The sequence below is a fragment of the Anoxybacillus suryakundensis genome (genome assembly GCF_001418025.1).
In the GTDB taxonomy this organism is placed as follows: Bacteria; Bacillota; Bacilli; order Bacillales; family Anoxybacillaceae; genus Anoxybacillus; species Anoxybacillus tengchongensis.
On sequence record NZ_LIOK01000025.1, the window covers coordinates 1 to 26289 of the forward strand.

23 protein-coding genes, 10 tRNA genes, 1 rRNA gene, 2 pseudogenes and 1 riboswitch are annotated in these 26289 nt (G+C 41.7%); of the genes and pseudogenes, 11 read left to right on the forward strand and 25 right to left on the reverse strand.

Annotated features, from left to right (window positions below; translation table 11 throughout):
* Window positions 1–97 precede the first annotated feature (97 nt).
* Together ASC42_RS12535 and ASC42_RS12540 are read left to right on the forward strand one after the other, a co-directional pair.
* Entirely contained in the window at window positions 98–1471 is a 1374-nt protein-coding gene (locus ASC42_RS12535; protein WP_055441199.1) for an IS1380 family transposase, read from the forward strand.
* A gap of 614 nt (window positions 1472–2085) precedes the next feature.
* Entirely contained in the window at window positions 2086–2532 is a 447-nt protein-coding gene (locus ASC42_RS12540; RefSeq protein WP_055442018.1) for a hypothetical protein, read from the forward strand.
* A gap of 350 nt (window positions 2533–2882) precedes the next feature.
* Here ASC42_RS12540 and ASC42_RS12545 read toward each other — a convergent pair.
* A pseudogene (locus tag ASC42_RS12545) lies at window positions 2883–4232 on the reverse strand (ISLre2 family transposase).
* A 17-nt stretch (window positions 4233–4249) separates the two neighbouring features.
* Between ASC42_RS12545 and ASC42_RS14410 the strand changes: the two are divergent.
* From ASC42_RS14410 to ASC42_RS12560, 4 genes and pseudogenes are all read left to right on the forward strand, one after another.
* Window positions 4250–4849, forward strand: a pseudogene (locus tag ASC42_RS14410) (transposase); the annotation flags it as partial.
* Window positions 4804–5235 (forward strand): transposase, encoded by a 432-nt coding sequence (locus tag ASC42_RS14415; protein ID WP_342413239.1) that lies wholly within the window; start codon window positions 4804–4806, stop codon window positions 5233–5235. The pseudogene ASC42_RS14410 and the gene ASC42_RS14415, both read left to right, overlap by 46 nt.
* 328 nt (window positions 5236–5563) lie before the next feature.
* A complete protein-coding gene (locus tag ASC42_RS12555) occupies window positions 5564–6079 on the forward strand; it encodes a DUF8052 family protein (RefSeq protein WP_055442019.1) in 516 nt (171 codons plus the stop codon).
* Complete coding sequence (locus tag ASC42_RS12560) at window positions 6076–7695, forward strand: carbon starvation CstA family protein (RefSeq protein ID WP_055442020.1); 1620 nt, start codon at window positions 6076–6078, stop codon at window positions 7693–7695. Before ASC42_RS12555 ends, ASC42_RS12560 begins: the two co-directional genes overlap by 4 nt.
* Window positions 7696–7715: 20 nt before the next feature.
* Here ASC42_RS12560 and ASC42_RS12565 read toward each other — a convergent pair whose 3' ends face one another.
* From ASC42_RS12565 to ASC42_RS12575, 3 genes are all read right to left on the reverse strand, one after another.
* Entirely contained in the window at window positions 7716–8429 is a 714-nt protein-coding gene (locus ASC42_RS12565) for a DUF3298 and DUF4163 domain-containing protein (protein WP_245191205.1), read from the reverse strand.
* Window positions 8430–8483: 54 nt separating this feature from the next.
* A complete protein-coding gene (locus ASC42_RS12570; protein WP_055442022.1) occupies window positions 8484–9527 on the reverse strand; it encodes an NAD(P)/FAD-dependent oxidoreductase in 1044 nt (347 codons plus the stop codon).
* 94 nt (window positions 9528–9621) lie between these two features.
* Window positions 9622–10383 (reverse strand): MerR family transcriptional regulator, encoded by a 762-nt coding sequence (locus tag ASC42_RS12575; protein WP_055442023.1) that lies wholly within the window; start codon window positions 10381–10383, stop codon window positions 9622–9624.
* 375 nt (window positions 10384–10758) lie between these two features.
* Here ASC42_RS12575 and ASC42_RS12585 point away from each other — a divergent pair, with 375 nt between their 5' ends.
* Both ASC42_RS12585 and ASC42_RS12590 read left to right on the forward strand, forming a co-directional pair.
* Window positions 10759–11151, forward strand: a complete 393-nt coding sequence (locus ASC42_RS12585) for a hypothetical protein (RefSeq protein WP_055442025.1) — start codon at window positions 10759–10761, stop codon at window positions 11149–11151.
* An 8-nt stretch (window positions 11152–11159) separates the two neighbouring features.
* Window positions 11160–11411: a DUF4176 domain-containing protein gene (locus ASC42_RS12590; RefSeq protein WP_055442026.1), complete on the forward strand. Its 252-nt coding sequence runs from the start codon at window positions 11160–11162 to the stop codon at window positions 11409–11411.
* Window positions 11412–11471: 60 nt separating this feature from the next.
* Here ASC42_RS12590 and ASC42_RS12595 read toward each other — a convergent pair whose 3' ends face one another.
* Window positions 11472–11783: a DUF4176 domain-containing protein gene (locus ASC42_RS12595; protein ID WP_055442027.1), complete on the reverse strand. Its 312-nt coding sequence runs from the start codon at window positions 11781–11783 to the stop codon at window positions 11472–11474.
* An 81-nt stretch (window positions 11784–11864) separates the two neighbouring features.
* Here ASC42_RS12595 and ASC42_RS12600 point away from each other — a divergent pair, with 81 nt between their 5' ends.
* Window positions 11865–12287: a hypothetical protein gene (locus tag ASC42_RS12600; protein ID WP_035020725.1), complete on the forward strand. Its 423-nt coding sequence runs from the start codon at window positions 11865–11867 to the stop codon at window positions 12285–12287.
* Between the two features lie 54 nt (window positions 12288–12341).
* On the opposite strand, the gene ASC42_RS12605 is transcribed toward ASC42_RS12600, so the two are convergent.
* Both ASC42_RS12605 and ASC42_RS12610 read right to left on the reverse strand, forming a co-directional pair.
* Window positions 12342–12845 (reverse strand): IS630 family transposase, encoded by a 504-nt coding sequence (locus ASC42_RS12605; RefSeq protein WP_240468873.1) that lies wholly within the window; start codon window positions 12843–12845, stop codon window positions 12342–12344.
* Window positions 12846–12871: 26 nt separating this feature from the next.
* Complete coding sequence (locus tag ASC42_RS12610; RefSeq protein ID WP_006322879.1) at window positions 12872–13402, reverse strand: winged helix-turn-helix domain-containing protein; 531 nt, start codon at window positions 13400–13402, stop codon at window positions 12872–12874.
* 731 nt (window positions 13403–14133) lie between these two features.
* A riboswitch (cobalamin riboswitch) is annotated at window positions 14134–14323 on the forward strand.
* A gap of 141 nt (window positions 14324–14464) precedes the next feature.
* On the opposite strand from ASC42_RS12610, the gene metE reads away from it, so the two are divergent.
* Window positions 14465–16738 carry a 5-methyltetrahydropteroyltriglutamate--homocysteine S-methyltransferase gene (gene metE / locus ASC42_RS12620; protein ID WP_055442030.1) on the forward strand — a complete coding sequence of 758 codons (2274 nt, stop codon included), beginning with the start codon at window positions 14465–14467 and terminating at the stop codon, window positions 16736–16738.
* A complete protein-coding gene (locus ASC42_RS12625; protein ID WP_055442031.1) occupies window positions 16729–17178 on the forward strand; it encodes an acyl-CoA thioesterase in 450 nt (149 codons plus the stop codon). Before metE ends, ASC42_RS12625 begins: the two co-directional genes overlap by 10 nt.
* A gap of 67 nt (window positions 17179–17245) precedes the next feature.
* Here the strand turns inward: ASC42_RS12625 and glmS are convergent, their stop codons facing one another.
* From glmS to rrf, 18 genes are all read right to left on the reverse strand, one after another.
* Window positions 17246–19048, reverse strand: a complete 1803-nt coding sequence (gene glmS, locus ASC42_RS12630) for a glutamine--fructose-6-phosphate transaminase (isomerizing) (protein WP_055442032.1) — start codon at window positions 19046–19048, stop codon at window positions 17246–17248.
* A gap of 386 nt (window positions 19049–19434) precedes the next feature.
* Window positions 19435–20781 (reverse strand): phosphoglucosamine mutase, encoded by a 1347-nt coding sequence (gene glmM, locus ASC42_RS12635; RefSeq protein WP_055442033.1) that lies wholly within the window; start codon window positions 20779–20781, stop codon window positions 19435–19437.
* Window positions 20782–20797: 16 nt separating this feature from the next.
* Complete coding sequence (locus ASC42_RS12640; protein ID WP_055442034.1) at window positions 20798–22033, reverse strand: CdaR family protein; 1236 nt, start codon at window positions 22031–22033, stop codon at window positions 20798–20800.
* On the reverse strand, window positions 22026–22847 hold the full coding sequence (gene cdaA, locus ASC42_RS12645; protein WP_055442035.1) for a diadenylate cyclase CdaA: 822 nt from the start codon (window positions 22845–22847) through the stop codon (window positions 22026–22028). The genes ASC42_RS12640 and cdaA overlap by 8 nt, the downstream gene beginning before the upstream one ends.
* A 63-nt stretch (window positions 22848–22910) precedes the next feature.
* Entirely contained in the window at window positions 22911–23525 is a 615-nt protein-coding gene (locus tag ASC42_RS12650) for an anti-sigma factor family protein (RefSeq protein ID WP_055442036.1), read from the reverse strand.
* A 20-nt stretch (window positions 23526–23545) separates the two neighbouring features.
* On the reverse strand, window positions 23546–24109 hold the full coding sequence (gene sigW / locus ASC42_RS12655; RefSeq protein WP_055442037.1) for an RNA polymerase sigma factor SigW: 564 nt from the start codon (window positions 24107–24109) through the stop codon (window positions 23546–23548).
* 122 nt (window positions 24110–24231) lie between these two features.
* A complete protein-coding gene (rocF, locus tag ASC42_RS12660) occupies window positions 24232–25128 on the reverse strand; it encodes an arginase (RefSeq protein ID WP_055442038.1) in 897 nt (298 codons plus the stop codon).
* A 152-nt stretch (window positions 25129–25280) separates the two neighbouring features.
* Window positions 25281–25353, reverse strand: a tRNA-Ala gene (locus ASC42_RS12665).
* A 1-nt stretch (window position 25354) separates the two neighbouring features.
* Window positions 25355–25429 (reverse strand) — tRNA-Gly (locus tag ASC42_RS12670).
* A 6-nt stretch (window positions 25430–25435) separates the two neighbouring features.
* Window positions 25436–25508, reverse strand: a tRNA-Lys gene (locus ASC42_RS12675).
* Window positions 25509–25518: 10 nt separating this feature from the next.
* A tRNA-Gln gene (locus tag ASC42_RS12680) sits at window positions 25519–25593 on the reverse strand.
* An 18-nt stretch (window positions 25594–25611) separates the two neighbouring features.
* Window positions 25612–25696, reverse strand: a tRNA-Tyr gene (locus tag ASC42_RS12685).
* A gap of 5 nt (window positions 25697–25701) precedes the next feature.
* Window positions 25702–25777: transfer RNA gene (locus ASC42_RS12690), tRNA-Thr, on the reverse strand.
* Between the two features lie 59 nt (window positions 25778–25836).
* Window positions 25837–25912, reverse strand: a tRNA-Val gene (locus tag ASC42_RS12695).
* 8 nt (window positions 25913–25920) lie between these two features.
* Window positions 25921–25992 (reverse strand) — tRNA-Glu (locus ASC42_RS12700).
* 15 nt (window positions 25993–26007) lie between these two features.
* Window positions 26008–26080 (reverse strand) — tRNA-Thr (locus ASC42_RS12705).
* A gap of 2 nt (window positions 26081–26082) precedes the next feature.
* Window positions 26083–26157, reverse strand: a tRNA-Asn gene (locus tag ASC42_RS12710).
* Between the two features lie 38 nt (window positions 26158–26195).
* A 5S ribosomal RNA gene (gene rrf / locus ASC42_RS12715) occupies window positions 26196–26289 on the reverse strand; the annotation flags it as partial.

The following is a 26289-nucleotide window of genomic DNA, read 5'->3' on the forward strand; positions in this document are numbered from 1 at the left end:
CCTGAATCCGTGACAAAACATCTTTACAATGATCACAAACCGTTGGTACGATAAGGGAAAACGAGGTTAACGACTTTTCATCAAATGGGTGAATGTCATGAAAGATTTTCCGATTCGGTTTGTGTTGACAGATGAAGCGATGACTCCAAGTGCTGGTCTTGCTCTCGTGGGCTACTTACTACACCAAACGAAACTGGATAAACGACTAAACGCGCTTCGGCTTCCAACCGTTCGTCGAGAAGTGCACATTTCCCATAGCGACGTCATTCGCTCGATGATCGGCTTGCTTGCCACAGGAAAAACGGATTTTGATCATATCGAAGCGTATCGTCAGGACGATATCTTTTCGACATCGATGGGGATTCAGCACGTGCCTTCCTCCCCAACCTTGCGACAGCGACTCGATCAGCTCGCTTGTCTTCCGATGACCGAAACGATTCTTTGGGAGGAGTCCATGCGTCTGTTGATTCAACGGCATGCCACCTTGTCCCCTTGTTGGACCAAAGGAAAGACGACATGGCTTCCCCTTGATATAGATGGCTCCCCATTTGACAACTCCGATACGAAAAAAGAAGGAGTGAGTCGAACGTATAAAGGATTTGACGGTTTTACGCCGTTGTTTGCGTATGCAGGGAAGGAAGGCTATATCGTTCATGCCGAGCTACGTCCAGGGAAACAACATGTACAAGACAACATGCCTTCGTTTTTAACTACCGCCATCCGTCGAGCTCGTCCACTGACCTCGTCTCGTCTGCTCATTCGCATGGATGCAGGAAACGATGCGGAAGCGAATGTGCATGTATGTCTAAAGGAAGACGTAGACTTTGTCATCAAGCGAAACTTACGCCGAGAATCGAAAGCGCTTTGGTTCCAGATCGCTTCGCAAAAGGGCAGACGCATCGATGATGGACAAACCGAAGGAGTACAAACGTATGAGCTATGTCTTCCGCAGAAGGCAGCGATCGATGGAAACACGTATACGTACGTTCAAGTCACCCAAGTGACGGAACGTACGATGGAACACAACGGACAGCTGATGCTCGTTCCTGATTACGAAGTCGAAAGCTACTGGGTGCGCCTCGAAGGATACGAGCATGTTCGAATGAGCGATGTGCTCGCGTTGTATCACGATCATGCGACATGCGAACAGTTTCATAGCGAACTAAAGAGCGACTTAGATTTAGAGCGACTTCCATCTGGGAAAATGAAAACAAATGCGCTCGTGTTGGTCATGGGAGCCTTCGTGTACAACCTTCTTCGCCTGATTGGACAAGATCTATTAAGCGATCCGAGACATCCGTTGCACCACAAAGTGAAACGCCGTCGCATCAAGACGATTATTCAGACGGTGATCACGATGGCAGGGCGACTCGTTCGTCGATCGCGGCAACTATGGATGAAGTTGACGCGAAGGAGTGGCTATAGCGAGCCCCTTCTGAACATGTACCTAAGATGGAGAGAAGGAGTATAACGAACGATTGTTCGTGATTCTGTACTCATCCTACCCCTCTGTCCTTTTTTGTTTTTTTCTTTGGTTTACATAACCAAAAAATATATTTGTTTCATTTCTGAGAGTGAAGATGACATCTGTTTTAAACATAAAAAGGGGAGTCTGGATCACAAATCCATAAAGCCAGCAACCAAATCAAAATCGATGTCAACCCATCACGGATTCAGGTTGATTTTACAAAGGCAGAAATTGTTTATTTTTCATCCCCAATTGGTTTAGGATTAGAAAAAGATGAATTAAGACCTGCATATAAGTTAAGTGTTAATGAAACAAATGCAATTTATATTGATGCACTCACAGGTGAACACTTAAATGGCGCAAAAATGCTAACAGAAAATGAAACATATATTGTTCCAGAAGAAGCATTTTCTCCTGAATATAAAGAAAAGTATGAAAGGGAGCTAGAAAAACGAATCCAAGAGTCAATTAATGAGGAATAATAGGTTCAAAAGACAAAGGAAATTCTCCCTTGTCTTTTGTTATAACAAGTTTATAATTGTATATAATTTTCGCAATTTACATCAATTAAATTCTAAATTGTATAATATTAGGATAGGTCAAAGGGGATGGATTACATGAAAACATTAAAAGTCGTTATTTGTTTATCATTTTTACTTTTATCTCTAGTAGGTTGCTCAGGACAACAAACAAACCCAAAGGAACAGGGAGCAAATCAAATGAATCAGTTTTATAAAGAAATGCAGGAAAAGGCTACAGAAATTTTAAAGGAAAACAAAAATGCTGATATACTTGCACATGGCGACTCTATTTATATGAATGCAAAGCACATAGAACAAATGGATAACTCCAATATAAAAACTGGGGAGAAGCTTTTTGATATTAACTTAACTTATAAAAAAGGAGAACCTTTTGAACAAGGAATGGCAACAAAGCTACCTGTTGGAACTGAAGTTTATCTTCCTGCCGAAAAGCAAGAACGCCCTATTTTAATAGCTGTTGTAAACGGAAAAGAAGAAGTATATTTCGAGATATTTAACCCGATAAACAACGATTCAAAATAATATAAATGCTAAAACGTTTATGTTTGGCTTTAATTTTATTTTTTATATATAAACTGTAGATGAGTAAATTCACTAACATAAATTTACATCCAAACAAAAAAGAAGACATGAACCCGATTCCTTGGTTAGAATAGATGTGCCACAACTACTCACAAGGGGGTTCATGTCTCATGAATAGATTAGCATATCACCAAGGAATCCACAAGTTTTTGACGATGTTGGTTTGAGTCAAGACTTTGTGGGAGATTTTTTCTCGACGGATTTTTTGGTTATATATGGTTTTATAAAATCGTTATATGTAAACGCTTTTACTCACTCTCATCCTGTAGGTATGTGCGTTTTCTCTCGTTTTAAAAACCTTTCAATGCTTGCAATACCTCGTAAATCGGTGCCCCTGAAGATTGGCGAAGGTATGGGATGTTATCTCGTACCACTTCTGCCATTTGCGTTTGCACGCGCTTCAGTGCCTTTTTCACGATCGTTTCTCGTTTCGTTTCTTCTCGTTCTTCCACGCCATACATCACCCCACGGCGTGTCCGAATGAGTAACGTATCTTTTATCGCGACGATTGCTCGCAACATCGCTTCAATCCCTGCATCTTTCCAACTTCGACCGTTTTTACTTCGTTTCGCAAACACATGCATCGTTCCTTCCGCACTCCCCATCGCCCTCATGTTTGTCGTGTCGATCCCTTTTTCCTTCAACCATACGCGATAGTCACGCAAACATCCTGGCATCTCCCCGATCCGTCGAACAAACGCCTCGAGTTGCTTTTCCTTCTCCTCATGTTCTAGCGTACCGATGGCACTTGTGAGTTCTCGTAACACGCCTTCTTCATCCCATGATGCTAATTTCTTTCGAATCACCCGATATCTTGCATGACCTCGGAACAATTGACGAATCTCTCTCGCCACATGGAACCGATCGAGTTGAACGTACCCTCTGTCCCCGAAATATTCTCGACACGCTGTGATCCATGGGGCACCATCTCCATTGATGACCACCCAATCATCAAGCGGATCATAGCCATATTCCTTCGTCAGAAAATTCTCTACAGCCTCCCAAACCGGTTCATTCGTTTGATGAACCATATACCGTCGATTCACTAAGGATACGCGCTTCCCGTTTTTCTCCCATCCTTGGTGAATCGTGATGATCTTTTCTTCTTTTCCTTTGATGCGGCTTCGTTGACGTTTCACGTACAACCCGTCCGCTTCGATAAAAAACACACGCCCTTTTTTCTCCATCGCACGGTGCCCTTCCACCTCTGCCTCGATGATGAATTGGCGAATCGTTTCGTGACTCATACATGCGTATCCCACCAGTTTTTCAAGCGACTGCACAGCCTGTCGATACGAAGAACCCGTCACGGCGAGATGAATCGCTGTCTCCTCTAATAGCGGGCTCACTCCTTGCGTCCCATCGAACTGAAGAAAGACATCGAGTAAAGACGTATATACCTTTTTTTCACGGTCAAAGTAGTAGTTTCGCTTCACTTCCACCTCTCCAAATAGCGTTTGGAGTCGGATCGTCCGCTTATCTTTGAGCGCATATCATTTCTTGTCCCTCTGTTCTGCCAATGTGCGGTCGATCTCCTCCAACACCTGTTGAAGGAGCTGACCATATTGTTTTTGCATATGTCTAAATAAAGACTGTTCGATATCTTTTAATGTCAAGCCACTTGTGATATAATCCTGCATGGGCTCCACTCCTTTCTTTGGTTGTATTTTTTCGCACTTACTACCTTACCAGGAGGAGAGCCCGTTTTTCATCTATTTCGCTTACATATCTGACAGGTTCCTTATTATACCAAATAAAGAACTGGTCTTTTTTTTCTCCTTTTCTCCCACAAACATTTTATCATCCGAATCATCGCACAACACTCAGCCATTTTTTCACGAAAAGCCCATGGGAGGAAGAAACGTTGCTTCGCAAACTTCAGCAGTGGGTGCTTCATCGTGTCGAATGCAACGCGAAACGAGAGCATCACCCCATTTTTGTTTCGATCGATGATACGATTTGCCAAAAAACGAAGCCCTCGTCACGGGCAACACACGCGATCCAAGGGTGTGATTGGCACTATTCTCTCGCAGAGAAAAAATCGATTTGGGGACATTCTCTCGTTTGGCCCATGGTTCATACGATGACTCAAGCGTTTCCTTTTGCCTTTCGCCTCTATGACAAGCCGGCGGGGAAAAGCAAAGGGGAACTTGCGATGGAGATGCTTTCTTCTTTAGATACACGCCAACCCGTTTATGTGCTCATGGACTCTTGGTATCCATCGAAAACCCTCGTGGGAGCCTGCTTGAAAAAAGGGTTTCACGTCATCGCGATGCTGAAGACGAATCGGATTCTCTATCCAAAAGGGACGGCCATTCAAGCAAAGGAATTTGCCAAATCTATGGAGCCACGGGATACCCGCCTCGTCACGGTGGGAAAAGAGCGTTATCGGGTGTATCGCTACGAAGGTGCTCTGAACGGTCTCAAGGATGCCGTGGTGCTCCTCGCTTGGAAAGCCGATCAATCATGACATCGGAACACCTTCATTGCGTGTTGAGCACGGATCGCAAGCTGAGCGATGAAGATATCCTAAGCTACTACGCGGAACGTTGGTCGATCGAATGTTTTTTCCGTCAGTCGAAAGACCAGCTGAAGCTCGATGGGTACCGCGTTCGTCACGTTCGTGCGGTGAAACGGTATTAGATTTTGGTACAACTGACTTATGTGTACAGTATGTTCGAGTCCAACGGTGATTTCTCTACCGGGCTTGACCTTCTCCGAACGAACAAAGCACATCGTCTTGTAGAATTTATCTACGGCGCGGCGAAACAAAATATCCCCATTGATGCCGTGAAAAAACAGCTCCACGTGGCATAAGGTGTTCCTTGTTTGTCTCTTTTTATATGGTAATTATTGTTATAGGAATTGCTCAACTACAGTTAAATAGTTTTAAAGGAAAAAAATAAAATCATTGAAATGTTTTACCTATTAAAATATAATAATATTCAGAAAATTTTAAAAGGTGGCTACAATGACTACGAACAAATATATCAATACTCTCACAACAATTCTTACACCCTATTTCAACATTTATCGGGATGAAAAGCTCGGCACGTTTCCTTTACCTTTTTATGCACATTACCATCGGCGCGATGAGAAATATTTTATGACAAAAAAATCTAAAATTTGGGCTGTTGAAAATGAGCAATTCATTTTTGTGTGGCAAAAAGAAAGTGTCGTGACAAAAGAAGACGTCATCCAATTCTCTCAAACATTTATGAATCATGTGCCGAACTACATATCCAACCATCAAGACCATATGTCAACCGTTTTCATTGGGGCAATTGTCGCACCGGAGGCACATGTTGATGCCATAAAGGAGGTGAAACGTTTTCGAAAGCTGCGATTTATTCGTTTCGGTTTACACGGTTGGCTCGAATGTTATTTGGCCATCATCGCTTTAAACAAAAAAGAACGATTTACTCATCGGAAAGCTCTTCCGTTAACAGATGTTTTCGAAAAACCGTTTGAGGAGGGTACGAATTGAATTTATTAACGTTGCTTCTTATTTGTGGAATTATTTTACTTATCGCCTATTTCACATATGGACGTTTTCTTGAAAAACAATTGAAAGTAGACGGTGATCGTAAAACACCGGCACACGAAATGTATGATGGTATAGATTACGTACCAGCAAAAAAACCTGTTTTGCTTGGACACCATTTCGCTACAATTGCTGGAGGTGGCCCGATTGTCGGACCGATCACGGCAGCAGTATTTGGATGGGTTCCGGCTGTTTTATGGATTATGATTGGAGGTATCTTCATCGGGGGCGTCCATGATTATACATCGCTACAAGCTTCTATTCGCCATAAAGCACAATCGATCGGAATGATTATTAAACAATATATGGGTAATCGTGGACAAGTATTGTTTTTGACTTTCTCTATCGCGACGCTCATGCTCGTCGTCGGGGTATTTATTATTTTAGTTGCGAATACGTTTGTCGCTGTTCCACAAGCTGCTACAGCGTCTGTTTTATTCCTTGGCATTGCAGTAATTTTTGGCTTTTTTGTTAATCAAATGCGAATGAACTTATTTGTAGCCAGCGTGTTAGGGGTTATCGCCATGCTCTTATCTGTATGGGTTGGTATTCAATATCCTCTTTCGTTAAGTGCAACAACATGGTCACTTATTTTACTAGGTTACGCATACGCTGCATCGGTATTGCCTGTATGGATTTTGTTACAACCACGGGATTATTTAAACTCATTTCTTTTATACGGCATGATCGCTGGAGCTGCTGTCGGTATGATTATTGCAGCACCAACCATTCAATTCCCAGCGTTTACCGGATTTTATAACGAAAAGCTCGGATTTTTGTTCCCTATTTTGTTCATTACAATCGCTTGCGGTGCCATTTCTGGCTTCCATTCGCTCGTTTCATCAGGGACGACCGCAAAACAGCTTGATAACGAGAAAAATGGACGATTTATCGCCTATGGCGGTATGTTGTTAGAAGCATTTTTAGCCATCATTTCTGTTGGAACGGTCGCATATTTAACCCAAGCTGACTTTGCTGCTCGTATGAGTGAGCTTGGTGGACCAATTGGTACATTTTCTGCTGGCGTCGGTTACTTTATGTCTCATGTCGGCATCCCAGAAGCAACAGCTGTCACATTCACCGCTCTTACCGCATCAGCATTTTTATTAACAACTTTAGATTCTGCAACGCGGTTAATGCGTTACGCTATTCAAGAACTCGGTGAAGAGCGGACAAACGCATTTAAAAATAACCACATTGCAACAACAGTCGGTCTCATCGGGGCTGGAGCACTTGCATTATCAGGAACATGGCAATCCGTTTGGCCGCTTTTCGGGGCAGCGAACCAAATGCTCGGAGCGCTTGCTTTGCTAGCTGTTTCCGCATGGCTCATGAAAATCGGCGCCAAATCGTTTTATGTTGTCATCCCGATGGTGTTTATGCTCGTTGTGACCATCGCTGCTCTTTGCATGTTAATGTATCAAAACGCATTAGCCCAAAATTGGCTATTAGCCGGATCAGCTTTCGTCCTGTTCGTGTTATGCATTTTCTTAGCTATTGAAGGATGGAGCTCTATGGCAAAAACAACAAAAAAAGAAATCGTTTCTTCTCACCAATAAGTGAAATCCAGCTAGCGCTTTTATTGCGCTAGCTGGATTTTCATATATGGCCGCAAAGTCGAAAATGGAATGAGAAATTCGCGAATGCCAGCGGCATACGGGGCAATTTCGTATAGACCATAATAAACGACAATACCATCTTTCGTCATATAGTAAGGCTGGTCGTTCGGCATGTTTTGTACGACAGCAATCGCATTGTCAAAATATAGATCATCTTCTTTTTTAATTTGGGCGACGATTTCGTCCTTTATCACTTGTTTATAGTTCGTTCCTTTTTTAAATAAATCGCTCAGTTGCAACGATTTGCCTGTATGAAAATCAAAATTGTTTGGCACTTTCACAGTCATGCCGTGCGCCCCACCTGTATAGCTATATAACGTAACCGGAATGCTTAAAATGCCATGTTGGTTGTACGTCACTTCATAATTGCTGACTGCTGCATGCAATCGATATGGAAATCCTTCCTTTTTACTTATTGCCATATTTTCATGCGCTTCTTTTTCGACTTGGCGCTTTAAATCAAGTGATTCCTTTCGTAATAAACCGTTCACTTGGCGCTGAAACGATGGATTGACTGAACCTGATACGATCGGGATGTTTAAATCGACTTCCATTAGTTCATTTGTATATTTTATTTGCTTCGTTGTCACAGTAAGTGGGTGGCTGTACGCTGTCAATATAAATAACATCAACACCATCATCCATATGTTTCGTTGTTTAAGCAAAATTTTCACCTCGTTTGTTTTATCGAAAGTTTGCGTTCAAACAAACGAATTTATGCATTACTATCATTTCAACATTTGTTTCACTAACTCTCGATTTCGTTCCTTAAACGCTTCGTGATGTGAAGATACCATCGCATACGGATCGGCAGTGGGCTCTATGAATCTTTTTGCGCTATTGACTGCATTCGCTGCATCTTGGAACGCCCCGGTAAGCAAGTATAACTTCCCATCATATTTTGAAATATCGCCAGCCGCATATAAGCCAGGTACAGAACATTCCCCTTTTGCATTTGTTGCGATATAATATTCGTCTATCATTTGGATAGGCAGTTCACTGTTGGTAAGCAATGACGCATCCCGTTCATATCCATGGCTAATAATCACATCGTCCACATCGAGCTCGAATATATCACCTGTTTCCTGATTTGTCAGCACGACTCGCTTAATCGTTTCATGATCGGAGCTAGCAACGAATTTTGTAATGGACGTGTGGAAAAAGCAAGTCGCCGAACTATTTAATAATTGCGTCACTTGCGCTTCATGTCCTTTTAGCGACTCATTGCGATAAGTGACATATACTTTTTTCGCAACTGGTACGAGCTCATTCGCCCAATCAATTGCTGTATTTCCTCCACCCGAAATGATCACCGTTTTCTCTTTAAACTGTTTTAACGACTTCACCGTATAATGTAAATTTGTAATCTCAAACTTTTCTGCTCCTTCAATTTGAAGCTTTTGCGGTTTTAATATACCGCTTCCTACCGCAATAATGACCGTTTTCGATATATGTTGTTGTCCGGATGCTGTTTGTAAAACAAATATGCCGTCCTCTCTTCGCCGAATCGTTTCGACTTTTTCGTTTAGTACAACTGTTGGATGGAACGTTAATGCTTGTTTGACAAGTTGCTTACGTAGCTCCTCTCCAGTAATCGGTGCATGCCCGCCAACATCCCAAATCATTTTTTCCGGGTACACATGTAATTTTCCGCCTAACTGCGGCTGATACTCGATCAATTTCGTTTTCAATTCTCGAAGCCCACTATAAAACGTAGCATATAGCCCTGCCGGCCCGCCTCCAATAATCGTCACATCGTATAATTGTTCCATCGCTATCACCTTTTAAATTTGATTATCATTCTCATTTAAATATACATCTTTTTTCAAACTTTTACAATGTGTAAAAAGACAGGCCACTGCATGCCTATTTTTTTCCTGTATAAATGAAAATCGCATCACGAAGAAACTCCGCCATTCCTGATTGTTTTTGATCGTAGTATGCTTTAAACCGCTCATCGTCAACGTACATTTGCGCCAATCGTGCATGCGCTTCTTTGGAGTAGTGATTCCAAAAATAGGTTAACCATTGGCGATGTAAATCGGCTGCTTTTTGCGCAAGCTCTCCCGCTGGGTCGTCCGTCAAAAACGCTTCATGCAATACGCGCAATACTTCTTCGCCGAGCTTTGTCGCTTCTTCGTATTGTGCTTGCGTCATGTTTTTTACTTTTTCGTTTGATTTGTTCACTTGCTCATCGCCATACTTTTCCCGCATTTCTTTGCCATATTTTCGTTCATTTTCGTCAATAAGCTGCTGTTTAAACGCCTCAAACTTTTCTTTGTCGCTCATGATGATTCTCCCTTCTTTTGCTAATATTGTTTTTTCGACATTGGCGATTAGCGCCTCTAACCGCCTCCGTTCTGCCAAGAGTTTTTCGCGATGCTGCTTCAACGCCTGTACGTCGTCAAATGATGAGGCGGTGATGATTTGCTTAATCGTTTCTAAATCCACCCCGAGCTCGCGATAAAACAAAATTTGCTGGAGTTGATCTACCTCTTTCGGTCCATATATGCGATAGCCTGATGCATTAACCCTTGCCGGTTTCAACAGACCGATTTCATCGTAATACCTTAGCGTTCGGCTCGTCACCCCCGCCAATTTCGCTAACTGTTGCACCGTATATTCCACCCAATCACCTCCTGACAATTTCACTATAAACGTTTACGTAACGTCAATGTAAAGCGAAAAAATAAAAAAATCTCGCCATAAAAGCGAGTGTTATTTGACTAACCCATGTTTAGATAGGCACGAACATGCGTCTCATCGACATGAAGAAGAACGATTTCTTCCATGATTAGTTTTTTTATAAACTCGAGTTCTTTTTCAAAGGCTGCTTGAAGCACTGGATCGCCTTTGACGAGCTTATAGGTCGGAAACGGAGATTTATGTGATCGAACCGTTGAAAAGTGGCTCAATTTTAGGTTATCAAATACACCATTTTTATATTTATGTGGTATAATATGGGCGATAATTTATTTTTTGATCTAAAGGAGGATCAGTGTTATGGGTGTTGCAATTCATACACCGAATTGTTCTGTAAGTAAGGGATACTCCAGTGGTTGGGGAGTAGGAGGGGGAGCAAGCTGCAGTGGTCCAGGCGCTAGTGTCTCTGCAAAAAGCAAATATGTAGGTGGAGAAGCGAAAGTATCTGTTGGGGAAGTTGAAGCGCATGCCAAAGCCAATAAAAAGGGGATTTCAATTGGTGGAGAGGCTACACTCCATAAATACTCATCAAGTATCGATATCAAGATCCCATTTACGAAGAAATCAATATCAATCAGTGGTTCTATAGGAGTAGGATCAATTGGAGCAAAATATGATATTAGTAAAACTAAAGTAAAAGCTTATACAGCCCTTGGTGTAGGCTTTGGTTGGGGAATTGAATTGAAAGGCTAGGTATCTGTATGATTATGAAAGATATTCTACCAATAGGTAGCGTAGTAAAATTAGATGGTATTAATTATTTGGTAATGATATATGGAAGAAATGTAGTGCAGTCTACTACAGGAAAACAATACGATTATGTAGGATGTCCTTATCCTCACGGATTTATCAATAATGCGTATAATATTTTCTTTAACAAGGACGCTATCGAAACATTGGTATTTAAAGGATATGAAAATCAAGAAGAGAAAATTCTGAGAACTAGCCTTTAAAGAATGCCGAAGGGAAGTTTACTTACGTAGCAGACTTCCCTTACTTAGTAATTATAATAATCATTCTTTGTAGCCTAAATAGTAAACTTCTTCGATATCATTAGCATTAAAAAATACATTATAATCATTAGAAGTAAAACCATCTGGATAAAAACAGCCTAGGTACCTATATTTCTTGTTATCTGTGCTTCGAGTGACGTTATTTCCATAAATCATTATTTTTTCATCTAGTTCCTTTAATTTAACTACTGTCCCTATAGGCAAAGAATTTTTATCGACTTCAGAGACGCTCCTAGTAGTTGCATTATTACAACCGGCCAAGATTACAAGAAGTAAAAACATAAAAGAAATTAGGATCTTTTGTGAATTCATTACTACATCCCCTTTCTGAAAATCTTATATACTTGATTATATTTTAAACATATATATATTAAAGTGAAAGGTTGTTTAATATTGAATATAACAAAATTTAAACTAGAACAAAATAAAATGTTCAATCTAAAAGTTCAAAGCTTTATAGGTAAGATATACTTCTTCTCCAAAATACTAAAGTCTCTTCAAAAAAGAGATGTGGTGGTAATTAAAAGAGAGAGAGGGATTCAAGACGGATATATCTTTTCGATCCTAATTGCAAGAAACAGCTATTTAGATAATAGTGAGCTAGTTATCAAAGATATCCAATTAAATAAAAATACAGTAAAAATTATATACGGCAACACTACATCAGAATCTACAAACAGTTTTTCTTATAAGGATATTAAGTATAATTATATTGCTTTTTATATTGAAAGTAGCGCAAAGTATATAGATATAGTTAATGAACAAGGAATCAAGATCCTAGAAAGTGAAGAAGTAGGGGATATTCGCAAATGGTAAGTGCAATCCCAAACAATTGATATATACATCCAAATTGGCATTTTAACCTCTGATTCACACAGCACACCCCATGCGGCGTAACACCTCATCCGGGTGTTGTAGAACGTACTGTTCAAAGCGAGTAATGGATTGGGCAATGTCATTTTGATCCTTGTGAAAAACGTTGGCAATCACTTCATCTTTCAACCACTTCCACAGCCGTTCAATCGGATTTAACTGTGGAGAATACGGTGGCAAAAAGATGAAATGAAAAGCATCGCCTTCCTCGCCATCAAGAAAGGCTTGCACCATCTTGGCATGATGAATACGCGCATTGTCCAACACAAGCACGAGGAATCGGTCCGTATATTTCTCTTTCAATCGGCGCAAAAAGTCGAGGAACGTTTCGGCATTGGCGGATGATGCGCGATGAAATACCACATCGCCTTGTTGAACATCGACGGCGCCAAAAATAGAAACGTGGGCGTGGTGACCGTAGCTCGGCACGTGTTTTTGATTTCCTACTTCTGCCCATGTCGTACGTAGCGCTTGATAGGCACGAACATGTGTCTCATCCACATAAAACAGCATGGCATTCTCGGTAATTAGTTTTTTTTTATAAATTCAAGTTCTCTTTGAAAAGCAGCTTGACGCTTAGCGTCTCCTTTGACGAGCTTATACGTCGGGCGTGTCCATGACAAACGCAAACGATGCAACAACTTGCGAATCCCTTCCCGTGACATGGAAACACCATAGGTTTGTTGAATGTAAGATTGTAAAATGCGCGTGTTCCATGACGAAGCGATGCCCCAGCCAGCATCCACAGGTGTAGTAGTTAACACGAGTTGTCTGATTTCTTGTTGTTGTTCTTCCGTAAGAAATGGCACGCGACCAGGTGGTAAGCGACGATCGAGTAGATGATCGAGCCCACCTTGATTAAATCGCGCAACGTAGAGGGCAACCGATTGACGGCATACGTTGACCATTTTCGCGACATCTTTACCGAGGTGACCTTCCATGACAAGACGAACAGCGGTCACCCGAACACGGAGGGAAGCATCTTTGATTTTCCGTTCTTGTTTCCGAAGGGTTCGAGGTGTCCAGCCGTGATCATTTGTGATTTTCAAACGTTTCATGCCAATTCCGCTCCTTTTGTATAGAAATATTTAGGAGCAGTATAGCCATGAAAAAAGGTGTTCATACAGAAGTCATGGTTTTAAGGTGCATGTATATAGCTTATCTAGCGGAGTACCGTCAATATATTCATAAAAGACAAACCTTATGTTATTTAGGTGGCCATTGGGTATAATAAATGTTTCAACAATAGTGGTTGAAAATAAACACTGCTCCAGCTTGGTAAGTAAATGGGGAGAATTATAAACATGTGATGCCATAGGATATTTATCATAGTGAATTTTCAACGTAAAGTCCGATGAGTTACTATCTGAAATTTTTACAATAAATGCATCATCGCTCCAACGAGGTTCTTTTAGTACACTACACTTGTATTCCGAGTAATTATTATCCTGTAACAATCTATATATTTGTATAATATCGGTCGTTTTAGGAACTTCTCGAATCAAAATGTCCTTTATTTTCATTAGCAAGTTTTTGTTTTCGTTAGTTAACATAACCCTTCTGCCTCCCTTTCATTAAAAAAATTTATATTTAAATCCACTTTATGTAAAACTATAACAAAAAAAATCAATACTTTTTAACATAAAATTATCAATAAAATATTAATATTAACTTAAAAGAAAAATATAACCATTAACTACGGCGTTACATCTCTCAAAACTCCACACGAGAAAATATTTCGGTTGAAAAAAACAAAAAGTTCGTTTATTCTGAATTTTATACAACAAAATAATAAGTTCACGCAACAGGTGGTTCACACATGCTGTGAATCTTAAAAGGGAAGTTTGGTGAAAGTCCAACACGGTCGCGCCACTGTGATGCAGAGCTGTTTATCACAATCCACTGTTTCATTTGAAATGGGAAGGAGATAAACAGCGATGAAGCTAAGTCAGGAGACCTGCCTGTTGTATGCACTTACGACCTACGCGTCATAGGGAGGAGTGAGGACATATGATGTTGAGGCACTTCACGTATCTCAATACGAGTTAGCTATGCCCTCCTTCTGTTTGGAAGGGGGTTTTTCTGCTTGATTGGGATAAAATAACTGGAGGTGCTTGTATATGTTAATCTACAGTTCGAATGTAGGATATCCACGTATTGGAGAAAAGAGGGAATGGAAAAAAGCATTAGAATCTTTTTGGAATGGGCAAATGAACGAAGAGCAGTTCACAAAAACGATGGAAACGATTCGACTTGATTCGATTCGCAAACAAGTCGAGAAAGGAATTGATCTCATTCCGATCGGAGATTTTTCCTTATACGATCATGTGTTAGATACAGCATTTATGTTCGGATATATTCCAGAGCGATTCAAACAAATAGTTAATCCGCTAGAGCAATACTTTGCGATGGCGCGTGGCACGAACGGACAACATGCCCTTGAAATGACGAAATGGTTTAATACAAATTATCACTACATCGTTCCTGAAATCGGGCAAACTAAGCCGAAATTGGTGGAAAATCGGCTATTGCAAGAATACAAACTAATAAAAGAAACGTTCCATATTGAAGCAAAGCCTGTGTTACTTGGACCGATTACATTTCTTTTACTTTCGAAACAATACGATCGCAACGAATGGCGAAAGCATCTTGCGCACTTAGTTCCTGTTTATGTGGAATTGTTAAAACAACTAGGCGAGGCTGGAGTGTCGTTCGTACAAATGGATGAACCGATTCTCGTTCAAAATATAGACGATGATATCATCAACGCATTTCATCATGTATACAACGTTTTTCACCGCGATATACCGAACATAAATATTATTTTACAAACGTATTTTGCTAGCGTATCTCATTACCGTGAAGTTGTTGCTTTGCCTGTCGCAGGCATTGGGCTTGATTTTGTTCATGATGATGGCGAAAACATGGAAGTCATAAATACTTACGGATTTCCGAAAGATAAAATATTAGTTGCTGGTATTGTCGACGGCCGAAATGTATGGAAAAGTTCGCTTGTGCAAAAAGCGAAGCTCCTTCATCATTTAGCAGGCGTTTCTGAACAACTGATCATTCAACCGTCTTGCAGCTTAATACATGTCCCTGTCACAACAAAACATGAACATACGTTACCAACAGAACTTGCTAGTACTTTATCATTTGCGGATGAAAAATTAGATGAAATACGTATGTTGACAGAGCATATGAAAGGAAACGTAACGATCGACGAGCTAATCAAATACGATGAACAAACAACCGTTTATTTTTCCAAGTTCCGTCAATCTAAACAAACAGACGATATCACAACCGTTCCATTAAACCGAACATCTTATAGCGAAAGACAAAAAGCACAACGAGCCCATTTGCAGCTTCCACTTTTTCCGACAACGACAATTGGCAGCTTTCCACAAACGAGCGACGTGCGCCAAGCTCGGATGAAGTGGAAAAAAGGTGAATGGAATGACAATCAATATAAATCGTTTATAAAAAAAGAAATCGCAAAATGGATCGACATTCAAGAACAGCTACGGCTCGACGTGCTTGTCCATGGCGAATTTGAGCGTACAGACATGGTGGAGTTTTTCGGTGAAAAGCTACAAGGGATGGCATGCACGACAAACGGTTGGGTACAATCGTACGGCTCGCGTTGTGTGCGCCCGCCAATTATTTTTGGCGATATTGCGCATCTACATCCAATGACTGTAGGAGAAACGGTGTATGCTCAATCGTTAACGAACAAACCTGTGAAAGGAATGCTGACGGGACCTGTGACGATATTGAACTGGTCGTTCGTTCGCAACGATATTTCACGCAAACAGGTACTTATGCAGCTTGCCCTTGCGATTCGTGAGGAAGTGTTGCTGTTAGAAAAAGAAGGGATACGCATCATTCAAGTCGATGAGCCAGCGTTACGGGAAGGACTGCCGCTCAAAAAAGAGAAACACGCATCGTATTGGGAAGATGCCGTTATCGCATTTCGTATCACGACCTCATCGGTGAAAAAGGAGACGCAAATTCATACGCATATGTGCTATTCACAATTTGAACATATGATGCATGTCATTGATGAACTTGATGCGGATGTCATCTCCATTGAATCGTCACGAAGCCATGGTGAACTTGTTTCTGTATTTGAAACATATGAGTATGAGAAGGGAATCGGATTAGGGGTGTATGACATTCATAGCCCACGCATTCCGACAAAAGAAGAACTAAGCGAACAAATCGAACGAGCACTTCGCGTTCTTCGTCCAGAACAATTTTGGGTCAATCCAGATTGCGGATTAAAAACTCGAAAAGAAGAAGAAACGATTGCCGCACTTCAAGTGATGGTAGAGGCAGCACGCGAATACCGCGAGCGTCTTTTAGCGTACGGAGGGATGAAATCATGGAAGTAAGCGTCGAGCAGTCAAAAACGATTCAAACGCGTCTCGTATTACCTTCTGATACGAACCATCTCGGCACGATTTTTGGCGGTACCGTTTTAGCTTACATTGATGAAATTGCGGCAATATCCGCCATGCGTCATGCACGAAAAGCAGTCGTCACCGTTTCGATCGACAAAGTTGATTTCATTTCGTCCGCGAAAGTAGGTGACATTTTAAAACTCGAAGCATTCGTCTACTCGACCGGTCGCACATCCATGAAAGTATTCGTCAAAGTCGAAACAGAAGATTTATTTACAGGCGAACATCACTTAACAACGACATGCTTTTTAACAATGGTCGCCATCGATCAAAACAAAAAACCGACCCCTGTTCCAAAAGTCACCATTCGCGAACAGGAGGAACAAATCGTACAACTGTATCAGCAAAACAAACGAAACAACAAGGCATAAATATTTACACGAAAAAACACACGTCCGATTACATGCATCGTAATCCATGACGTGTGTTTTTTAAGCTTTATTCCACCGTTACCGATTTCGCTAAGTTGCGTGGTTTGTCGACATCGCAACCGCGATGTAGTGCCGCATAGTAAGCAATGAGCTGCAATGGAACGACAGATGCAAGCGGCGTAAGCATTGGATGAACAGCTGGAATGACGAAACGGTCGTCCTCCATATCTAATCCTTTCATGGAAATGATGCACGGATTGGCACCGCGCGCGACAACTTCTTTTACGTTCCCACGAATGCTTAAATTCACATGTTCTTGTGTCGCAAGTGCGATGACCGGTGTACCTTTTTCAATTAACGCAATTGTGCCGTGCTTCAATTCCCCGCCTGCAAAACCTTCTGCCTGAATGTAAGAAATTTCTTTTAGCTTTAATGCGCCTTCTAATACGACATAATAGTCAACTGCACGACCGATAAAGAAGCAGTTGCGTGTTGTCGCTAAATATTCGCGTGCGATGTTTTCCATTTCATGCTTTGCATCACAAAGTGTTTCCATCGCATTCGCAACAATGCCGAGTTCTTTTGTGACGTCAACATCTAGCGCGATGCCTTTTGCTTTTGCGGCAACCGCTGCTAACATCGCAAGCACTGCAATTTGTGCTGTATATGCTTTCGTTGATGCAACAGCGATTTCTGGTCCAGCGTGAAGAAGAAGCGTATAATCTGCTTCGCGCGATAATGTCGAGCCTGGCACGTTCGTAATCGTTAATGATTTACAACCAAGCTCTTTCGTGCGCACGAGCACCGCACGGCTGTCCGCTGTTTCCCCACTTTGTGAAATATAAATAAAGAGCGGTTTTTCTGATAAAAGCGGCATGTTGTATGAAAATTCGCTTGCGATATGCACTTCCACAGGAATTTTCGCCCAGTTTTCGATCAATTGTTTACCGACTAAACCCGCATGATAGCTCGTGCCGCATGCGACAATATATAAGCGATCCGCTTCATTAATCGCTTGCACAATGTCTTCATCAATCGCTAGTTCACCTTGTTCGTTGCGATATTTTTCAATTAAACGGCGAATGACAAGCGGTTGTTCGTCAATTTCTTTTAACATGTAGTAAGGATACGTTCCTTTTTCAATGTCGCTTGCATCCAACTCCGCTACATATGGCGCGCGCTCTACGACTTCACCATTTAACTTTTTAATCGTTACACTTTCTTTTGTGACGATGACGATTTCTTTATCCATTAACTCGACATATTCGTTTGTCACTTGCAGCATCGCTAATGCATCGCTTGCGACAACGTTGAACCCTTTGCCTAATCCAGCTAAAAGCGGGCTTTTATTTTTCGCCGCGTAAATGACGCCATCATTTTCTGCATCAATTAAAGCGATCGCATAGGAACCTTTCAAGAGCGAAAGCGTCTTACGAAACGCTTCTTCTACCGCCAATCCGTCGTTCACGAATGTTTCAATTAACTGCACAATGACTTCTGTATCTGTATCACTTTGAAACGACACGTGTGCTAAATAATCACGTTTTAGCAATTCGTAGTTTTCGATTACACCATTATGCACAAGGGTAAAGCGACCAGATGCACTTTGGTGTGGATGGGCGTTGACGCGGTTTGGCACACCGTGTGTCGCCCAACGTGTATGACCGATGCCAAGCGGCGCGTCTACATCTTCTGCGACAATGGCCCGCAAATCAGCAATGCGTCCTTTTTCTTTAAACACATGTACACCTTGTTCGTTTAATAACGCAATACCTGCAGAGTCATATCCACGATACTCTAATTTCTCTAATCCGTACAATAAAATTTCCTTTGATGGTTGTTCACCAATATAACCAACGATTCCGCACATAACAAGTCCTCCCTAATAATAGGGGCAAGAAGGGGCTCTTGCCCCTTGATTCGTATGTGCGATGAACGTTCTTTCCTTTGTGCAAAGAGTCGCCTCTTTGTTTTAAGAAAGAACTTGCGGCTGTCATCGCATCAGCCGGGAGGCATCCGCCGAACACTCGATAAACCTCCTCCTCGTCAACTAAGCTTTCTTCCCGTCCAAAGCTTAGTCCAGGCGCTTTAATAACTGTTGTTTTCCGCTACCCTCCTTTCACGTAAGATGTCAAACAACAATAGTTTACAACAACAAAGAGGCAAACGTCAATGCGTATCGCTTACCCCTGTATAAACAAAATATGCATAAATGGAATAAACCGTTCCATTTATGCATATTGTTTATCAAAAACATTATTGTGTGCCAAAGCGCTCACGAATAACAGTTGCAATTCGCTCAACGTATTGATCGCAAAGCTCGTTTGTCGGCGCTTCTGCCATGACACGAACGAGTGGCTCCGTACCAGACGGACGAACGAGAATACGACCATTTCCAGCCATTTCTTCTTCGACTTCACGAATGACGTGTTGCACTTCTTCGCTTGCGATTGCTTCATGTTTATCCGTTACTTTGACGTTCACTAATTTTTGTGGGTATTTTTTCATTTCCCCTGCTAACTCAGAAAGCGGCTTTTTCGTTACTTTCATAATGTTGACAAGCTGTAACGCTGTCAACAACCCGTCTCCTGTCGTGTTGTAATCTAAGAAAATAATATGCCCTGATTGTTCTCCACCTAAATTATAGCCGTTCTTTTTCATTTCCTCCACAACATAGCGGTCACCAACGGCTGTTTGCACACTTTTGATCCCTTGCGCTTCAAGCGCTTTATAAAAACCAAGGTTGCTCATGACGGTTGAGACGACCGTTTGATGTTTCAAACGCCCTTGTTCATGTAAATATTTTGCGCAAATGTACATAATTTGGTCACCGTCAACAATTTCACCATTTTCATCAACCGCAATTAATCGGTCGCCATCTCCATCAAACGCTAATCCTACATCTGCCCCTTTTTCCTTCACAAATGCGGCTAACGCCTCCGGATGTGTTGAGCCGACACCGTCGTTAATATTTAACCCATTCGGTGATGCCCCCATTGTCGACACATCGGCATCTAAATCGGCAAATAAGTGCGTCGCTAATGACGATGTCGCACCGTGCGCGCAATCAAGCGCGACGTGAATGCCGGAAAAATCCTCGTCTACTGTTTGCTTTAAATATTGTAAATATTTTTGTCCGCCTTCAAAATAGTCGTTTACTTGTCCTAAATCTTTGCCGATTGGACGTGGCAACGTATCTTCTTCACTATCGAGAAGAGCTTCAATTTCTTGTTCTTGTTCATCGGACAGCTTAAAACCATCTGGTCCGAAAAACTTAATGCCGTTGTCTTGAACAGGGTTATGCGAAGCGGAGATCATAACCCCCGCTTGCGCCCCTAATACTTTTGTTAAATAAGCTACACCTGGTGTAGAAATCACGCCGAGGCGCATCACTTCTGCCCCGATGGAGAGCAGTCCAGCTACAAGCGCTCCTTCAAGCATATGACCAGAAATGCGCGTATCGCGCCCGATTAGCACTTTCGGACGTTCTTTATCTTTCGTTAATACGTAACCGCCAAAGCGGCCAATTTTAAAAGCTAATTCTGGTGTTAATTCACTATTGGCAATCCCTCGAACACCGTCTGTTCCGAAATACTTACCCATGCTATCGCTCCTTTTATCATGACTCATTTCTTGTGATACGAATGGTTGCTTCTTTTTGCGGTAGTTTCCATCGAACGTTTTGAGGCCCGTTGACTTCAATTGGCACATTATGCTCACCAATACCTAATTCACTAACGTTTAAGTATACCTCAATATCCTGCAACTGAATAGCATTCAGTACACGTTGAGCTCCTAATGCCGTGAGCGTCATATTTTGATCGATAGGATTTATAAACTCAGCCTTATATGCATCGTTTAGTCCAATGATTTCAATTGGAACATTATAAAACGTTCTCTCTTTTTCTTGTTCCACTTCAATTAAAATTGTAACTTTCGCTGGGTCTACAGCTTTCACCCCTTTTGGAACAGGTACATCGACTTGTAAAGTCGTATTGCTTGTAATACCGCTTAAATCAATTTCAATGCCAGTAATAAATTCGATTTCGTCGATTTTTGCCTTTGGTCCAAAAATCGTTACCTCACTCGGAATGACTTCCATTTTGACGATGCTTAATCCTTCTCGTAACGTTCCTTTTCGTTCAATTTTTAGAGGAACGGTCTTGCTTGGGCTTTTAATCGGTACGGTAATATCGACAATAGATGGTTCTACATCAAGCGGTAATACATTTCCTTCTTTATCATATACCGTCACTTTCGATTCTCGTTCAATCGTTTCTTCGACTCCTTTTAAATCGACGCGCGCCTTTACTAATGCCACTTTATCAATTAATGTTTTTGCTCCCATCACTTTCACAATATTTGGTTTAACAATTGGTTGTTCCGGTGAATAACCATCTGCAATTTGCGATTTGTTAATAAAGTCGACTTCCACCGGAAAGTCTTTTGACACTCGTTCATCGATAGTTACAGTAATTGTCGCTGGATCAATGGTGACGCGTAACTTTTCAGAAATATTTCGGTATTTCAAAGGGACGGTATGCGTACCAATTGGTAATTTAGATAAATCAACGTACACTTCAAAATCTCGTTGAAGCTTCGTTGGCGTGACAATACTTTTTGGTCCTTCAAGCATGACGTTGACCGATTGAGGAATGCCAGAAACAACAAGGTTTTCTTGATCGTAATACGCTACAACCGGTACGTCCGTCACCGTTTCAATATCCGTTTGTCCAACCGTATTTCGTGACGTACTATTAGATTGTGTTTCAATATTAACTGAAACGTAAATCATAAGTGCTAACAATAAAGAAAAGATGCGTATAAACCATGGGCTATTCATCCATTTATCCACTTTTTTTCGCCCTCCACTGCCAACGAGATGAAGAAGTTGCTTTCGGTTGAATGAGCTCCTTCGTCAGCAATTCTCGTAATACATCTAATTTTAAATCTCGGTAAAGCTCCCCATTTTTCGCAACAGAAATCGCCCCTGTTTCTTCGGACACAACAACAGTAATGCTGTCTGTTACTTCGCTAATACCTAATGCCGCGCGATGTCGCGTACCGAGCTCCTTGGAAATAAATGGGCTTTCCGACAACGGCAAATAACATGATGCTGCAGCAATTTGGTTTTTTTGTATAATGACAGCTCCATCGTGAAGTGGTGTATTTGGAATAAAAATGTTAATGAGCAATTCTGATGAAACATGCGCGTGTAATGGAATGCCGGTTTCAATATAATCGCCCATTCCTGTTTCTCGCTCAATAGAAATAAGGGCCCCGATCCGTCGTTTTGCCATATACTCTGTCGCTTTTGCAATGGCTTCAATCATATACGTTTGTTCTTCTTCTTCAGGGGTCGTACTTCGCGAAAACAATTTGCCCCTTCCAAGCTGTTCGAGCGCTCGGCGTAACTCAGGTTGAAAAATGATAATAATGGCTAAAAAACCCCACGTAATCGCTTGATCCATCAACCATTGTAACGTGCTTAACCCAATGAAGCTACTCACAATTCGGACAAGAATAATGACAATAATCCCTTTAAGCAGTTGCACCGCTTTCGTGCCGCGCACAACCATAATGAGCTTATAAATGACAAACCAAACGACAAGAATGTCTACAAACTTAATGAGGTAATTAACAAATGTTGGGAGCTCTCCAAATGGCATTCTTACACTTCCTTCACTCATTCTAATTGCTCTCACATGTAAAAAAGCCATCAATATGGATGGCTATTTCGTTAATGTTTTGGCGATATTGTAACCGACTCTTTTTACATTATACCAAATCCAATCAAATACTTCATTAACTTCTTCAATTTGTCCAGTTACTTCACCAGCAGAAGCTAAATATTTATGACCGTTAATGACCGTCACATTGCCGTGCACTTCTCCTTCAATTTTAATATCGCCGTTTCGGACAACAATATCACCTTCCACGATTTTTCCTTTCGGCACAATAACGGTGTGATTTTGAACAATTAAATGTTCTTGTTTAGAAAATGAAAATTCATTATCCTCTTGCCAAACTGCCCATAAACTGCTCGTGCTTAGCAAAAGGAACAACGAGGCGGCAGTCAGAAACGGATGATGGGTAAACCATCGTTTCCAACGCACACGCCGTTTTTCACGAGGTAAATTGTACATCACTTTTTTAATAAAATCGTCTGAAGGGGTGAAGTGAGAAACATTTTCGACAAACGCCACTGTTTTTTTCAATGCATAGAAATGTTCTCGGCATGCTTCACATTGCTGAATATGGCTACGCAATTGTTGCTCTTCTTCTTTTTGAATGTCTCCGTCTAAATAATCATGCATCCATTGGACGATTTTTTCAGAGCATGGCATCTGTCTCACTCCTTTTTTCATCATAAATGGCCTAAATGTTTACGCAATGCCTCACGACCACGGTGAATGCGCGTTTTCACTGTACCAATCGGCAAGTTTAAAATGTCACTAATTTCTTGTAGCGATAATTCATCAATATATTTTAAAACGATGACAGTGCGATATTTTTCCGGTAGTTTTAAAATCGCTTCTTGTACCATTTGTTGTAACTCTAAGCTTTCTAACGCTTCTTCCGGTGAAGCTCCTTCATCTGCCAGCTGAGAGTACATCGTTAGTCCGTCTGTCCCCGATACCTCCGCATCTAAATAAACACCCGGCTTTTTTTTACGCATGCGATCAATCGATAAATTTGTTGCAATACGATATAGCCAAGAAGAAAACTTCATTGTCGGATCGTATGTATGAATGTTGACATACGCCCGAATAAACGCTTCTTGTGCAGCATCTTCCGCTTCATGACGATTTCCTAACATCCGATAGCACAGTTGATAAATTTTATCTTTGTACATTTCGACAATGTCAGCAAAAGCACTTTGATCTCCTTTTTTAACCGCTTTAATGCGTTGCTTAATAAACGTGTCCATTCCATATTTACCTCCACATGGGGGCTACTATTTTATACGAATAACATAAAGCAAAGTTCCATAAATCGCAACGAATATGTTAATATTTAAAAAAAAAATCGAGAGGGGCATCATGCCACCTCTCATACAAGCTTCTCACCAAACAATGATCCCATTAAAGCAACAGCGGTTGCAGCTGTTTTATTCCGCTCATCTAAAATCGGATTGACTTCAACAAATTCCGCTGAAGTGATGATTTGAGCTTCAGCTAACATTTCCATCGCTAAATGACTTTCCCGATATGTCATTCCACCAATTACCGGTGTTCCAACTCCTGGTGCATCGTGTGGATCAAGTCCATCTAAGTCAAGAGACAAATGTACACCGTCTGTGCGTTCTTTTAAATACGCAATCGTCTCTTCCATCACTTTCGTCATACCTAGACGATCGATTTCATGCATTGTATATATTTTAATTCCTTTTGCCTTAATGAGTTGTTTTTCACCTTCATCAAGTGCACGAGCACCAATAATCACAATATTTTCTGGTTTCACTTTTGGGCTATATCCACCAATCATCGTTAGAGCTGGATGGCCAAGTCCTAAACTTGCAGCGAGTGACATACCGTGAATATTTCCCGAAGGAGAAGTTTCTTCCGTGTTTAAATCTCCGTGCGCATCATACCAAATCACGCCTAAATTTTTGTAATGTTTAGCCACTCCTGCAAGTGTCCCAATCGCAATACTATGATCACCACCAAGTACAAGTGGAAAGCGACCTCTTGTTACAACTTCATCCACTGTAACGGCTAACTTTTCGTTTGCTTCAGCAACCGCTTTCAAGTTTCGTAATTTTGGATTCATCACATCTTGAACGCGCTCAGCGCGACCAATTTGAATATCTCCTAAATCTTCAATATCATGATTTAAGTTTTCTAAACGCTCCACTATGCCAGCGTAGCGAATTGCACTTGGTCCCATATCAACGCCACGACGTGTTTGTCCTAAGTCCATTGGCACACCAATAATCGAAATGTTCATCTTGATCTCCTCCCCTTGCTGTATCTAATATTTATTGTACATGAGGAGAAACAGTTGGCTCAACTCGACAACTTTTTGAATATTTATTCTATAGTAAAAAGAGTAAAAAGAAAAAACCTTAGGTACTACCCAAGGTTTTAAATAGTATGGTATGGAGCCTATCGGGATCGAACCGATGACCTCCTGCGTGCAAAGCAGGCGCTCTCCCAGCTGAGCTAAGGCCCCATGGAGCGGAAGACGGGACTCGAACCCGCGACCCCCACCTTGGCAAGGTGGTGTTCTACCACTGAACTACTTCCGCAAACAGTGAGCCATGGAGGACTCGAACCTCCGACCCTCTGATTAAAAGTCAGATGCTCTACCTACTGAGCTAATGGCTCATCATATGAATGGCTGGGCTAGCTGGATTCGAACCAGCGCATCACGGAGTCAAAGTCCGTTGCCTTACCGCTTGGCTATAGCCCATTGATGAAACAAAAATCATGGTGGAGGGGGACGGATTCGAACCGCCGAACCCAAAGGGAGCGGATTTACAGTCCGCCGCGTTTAGCCACTTCGCTACCCCTCCGCAGATGGTGCCGGCTGCAGGACTTGAACCCGCAACCTACTGATTACAAGTCAGTTGCTCTACCAATTGAGCTAAGCCGGCAGTTATTTTTTATCAACTACGTTATGTTATCCAACTTCTTATTATTTCATACAAATGTATGGTGGAGGATGACGGGATCGAACCGCCGACCCCTTGCTTGTAAGGCAAGTGCTCTCCCAGCTGAGCTAATCCTCCATAAAAGATGACCCGTACGGGATTCGAACCCGTGTTACCGCCGTGAAAGGGCGGTGTCTTAACCACTTGACCAACGGGCCAACATACGACACACAAGCTTCCAACCGGGCTTGAACCGGTGACCTCTTCCTTACCATGGAAGTGCTCTACCAACTGAGCTATGGAAGCACTGGCTCCGCAGGTAGGATTCGAACCTACGACCGCTCGGTTAACAGCCGAGTGCTCTACCACTGAGCTACTGCGGAATAAAGATGTAAGCGCTTCATACTGCTTAACATGTTTCGCCCGGCAACGTCCTACTCTCGCAGGCGGTGTCCCGCCAACTACCATCGGCGCTGGAGAGCTTAACTTCCGTGTTCGGGATGGGAACGGGTGTG

Coding starts and splice junctions, on each gene's coding strand:
- glmS (WP_055442032.1), bottom strand. CDS start 19,048: ATGTGCGGAATCGTTGGTTATATTGGTGAACAACCATCAAAGGAAATT.
- cdaA (WP_055442035.1), bottom strand. CDS start 22,847: ATGCCATTTGGAGAGCTCCCAACATTTGTTAATTACCTCATTAAGTTT.
- rocF (WP_055442038.1), bottom strand. CDS start 25,128: ATGAACATTTCGATTATTGGTGTGCCAATGGACTTAGGACAAACACGT.
- glmM (WP_055442033.1), bottom strand. CDS start 20,781: ATGGGTAAGTATTTCGGAACAGACGGTGTTCGAGGGATTGCCAATAGT.
- sigW (WP_055442037.1), bottom strand. CDS start 24,109: ATGGACACGTTTATTAAGCAACGCATTAAAGCGGTTAAAAAAGGAGAT.
- ASC42_RS12585 (WP_055442025.1), top strand. CDS start 10,759: ATGGGTGTTGCAATTCATACACCGAATTGTTCTGTAAGTAAGGGATAC.
- ASC42_RS12590 (WP_055442026.1), top strand. CDS start 11,160: ATGATTATGAAAGATATTCTACCAATAGGTAGCGTAGTAAAATTAGAT.
- ASC42_RS12610 (WP_006322879.1), bottom strand. CDS start 13,402: ATGAAACGTTTGAAAATCACAAATGATCACGGCTGGACACCTCGAACC.
- ASC42_RS12535 (WP_055441199.1), top strand. CDS start 98: ATGAAAGATTTTCCGATTCGGTTTGTGTTGACAGATGAAGCGATGACT.
- ASC42_RS12595 (WP_055442027.1), bottom strand. CDS start 11,783: ATGAATTCACAAAAGATCCTAATTTCTTTTATGTTTTTACTTCTTGTA.
- ASC42_RS12650 (WP_055442036.1), bottom strand. CDS start 23,525: ATGCCATGCTCTGAAAAAATCGTCCAATGGATGCATGATTATTTAGAC.
- ASC42_RS12625 (WP_055442031.1), top strand. CDS start 16,729: ATGGAAGTAAGCGTCGAGCAGTCAAAAACGATTCAAACGCGTCTCGTA.
- ASC42_RS12555 (WP_055442019.1), top strand. CDS start 5,564: ATGACTACGAACAAATATATCAATACTCTCACAACAATTCTTACACCC.
- ASC42_RS12570 (WP_055442022.1), bottom strand. CDS start 9,527: ATGGAACAATTATACGATGTGACGATTATTGGAGGCGGGCCGGCAGGG.
- ASC42_RS12540 (WP_055442018.1), top strand. CDS start 2,086: ATGAAAACATTAAAAGTCGTTATTTGTTTATCATTTTTACTTTTATCT.
- metE (WP_055442030.1), top strand. CDS start 14,465: ATGTTAATCTACAGTTCGAATGTAGGATATCCACGTATTGGAGAAAAG.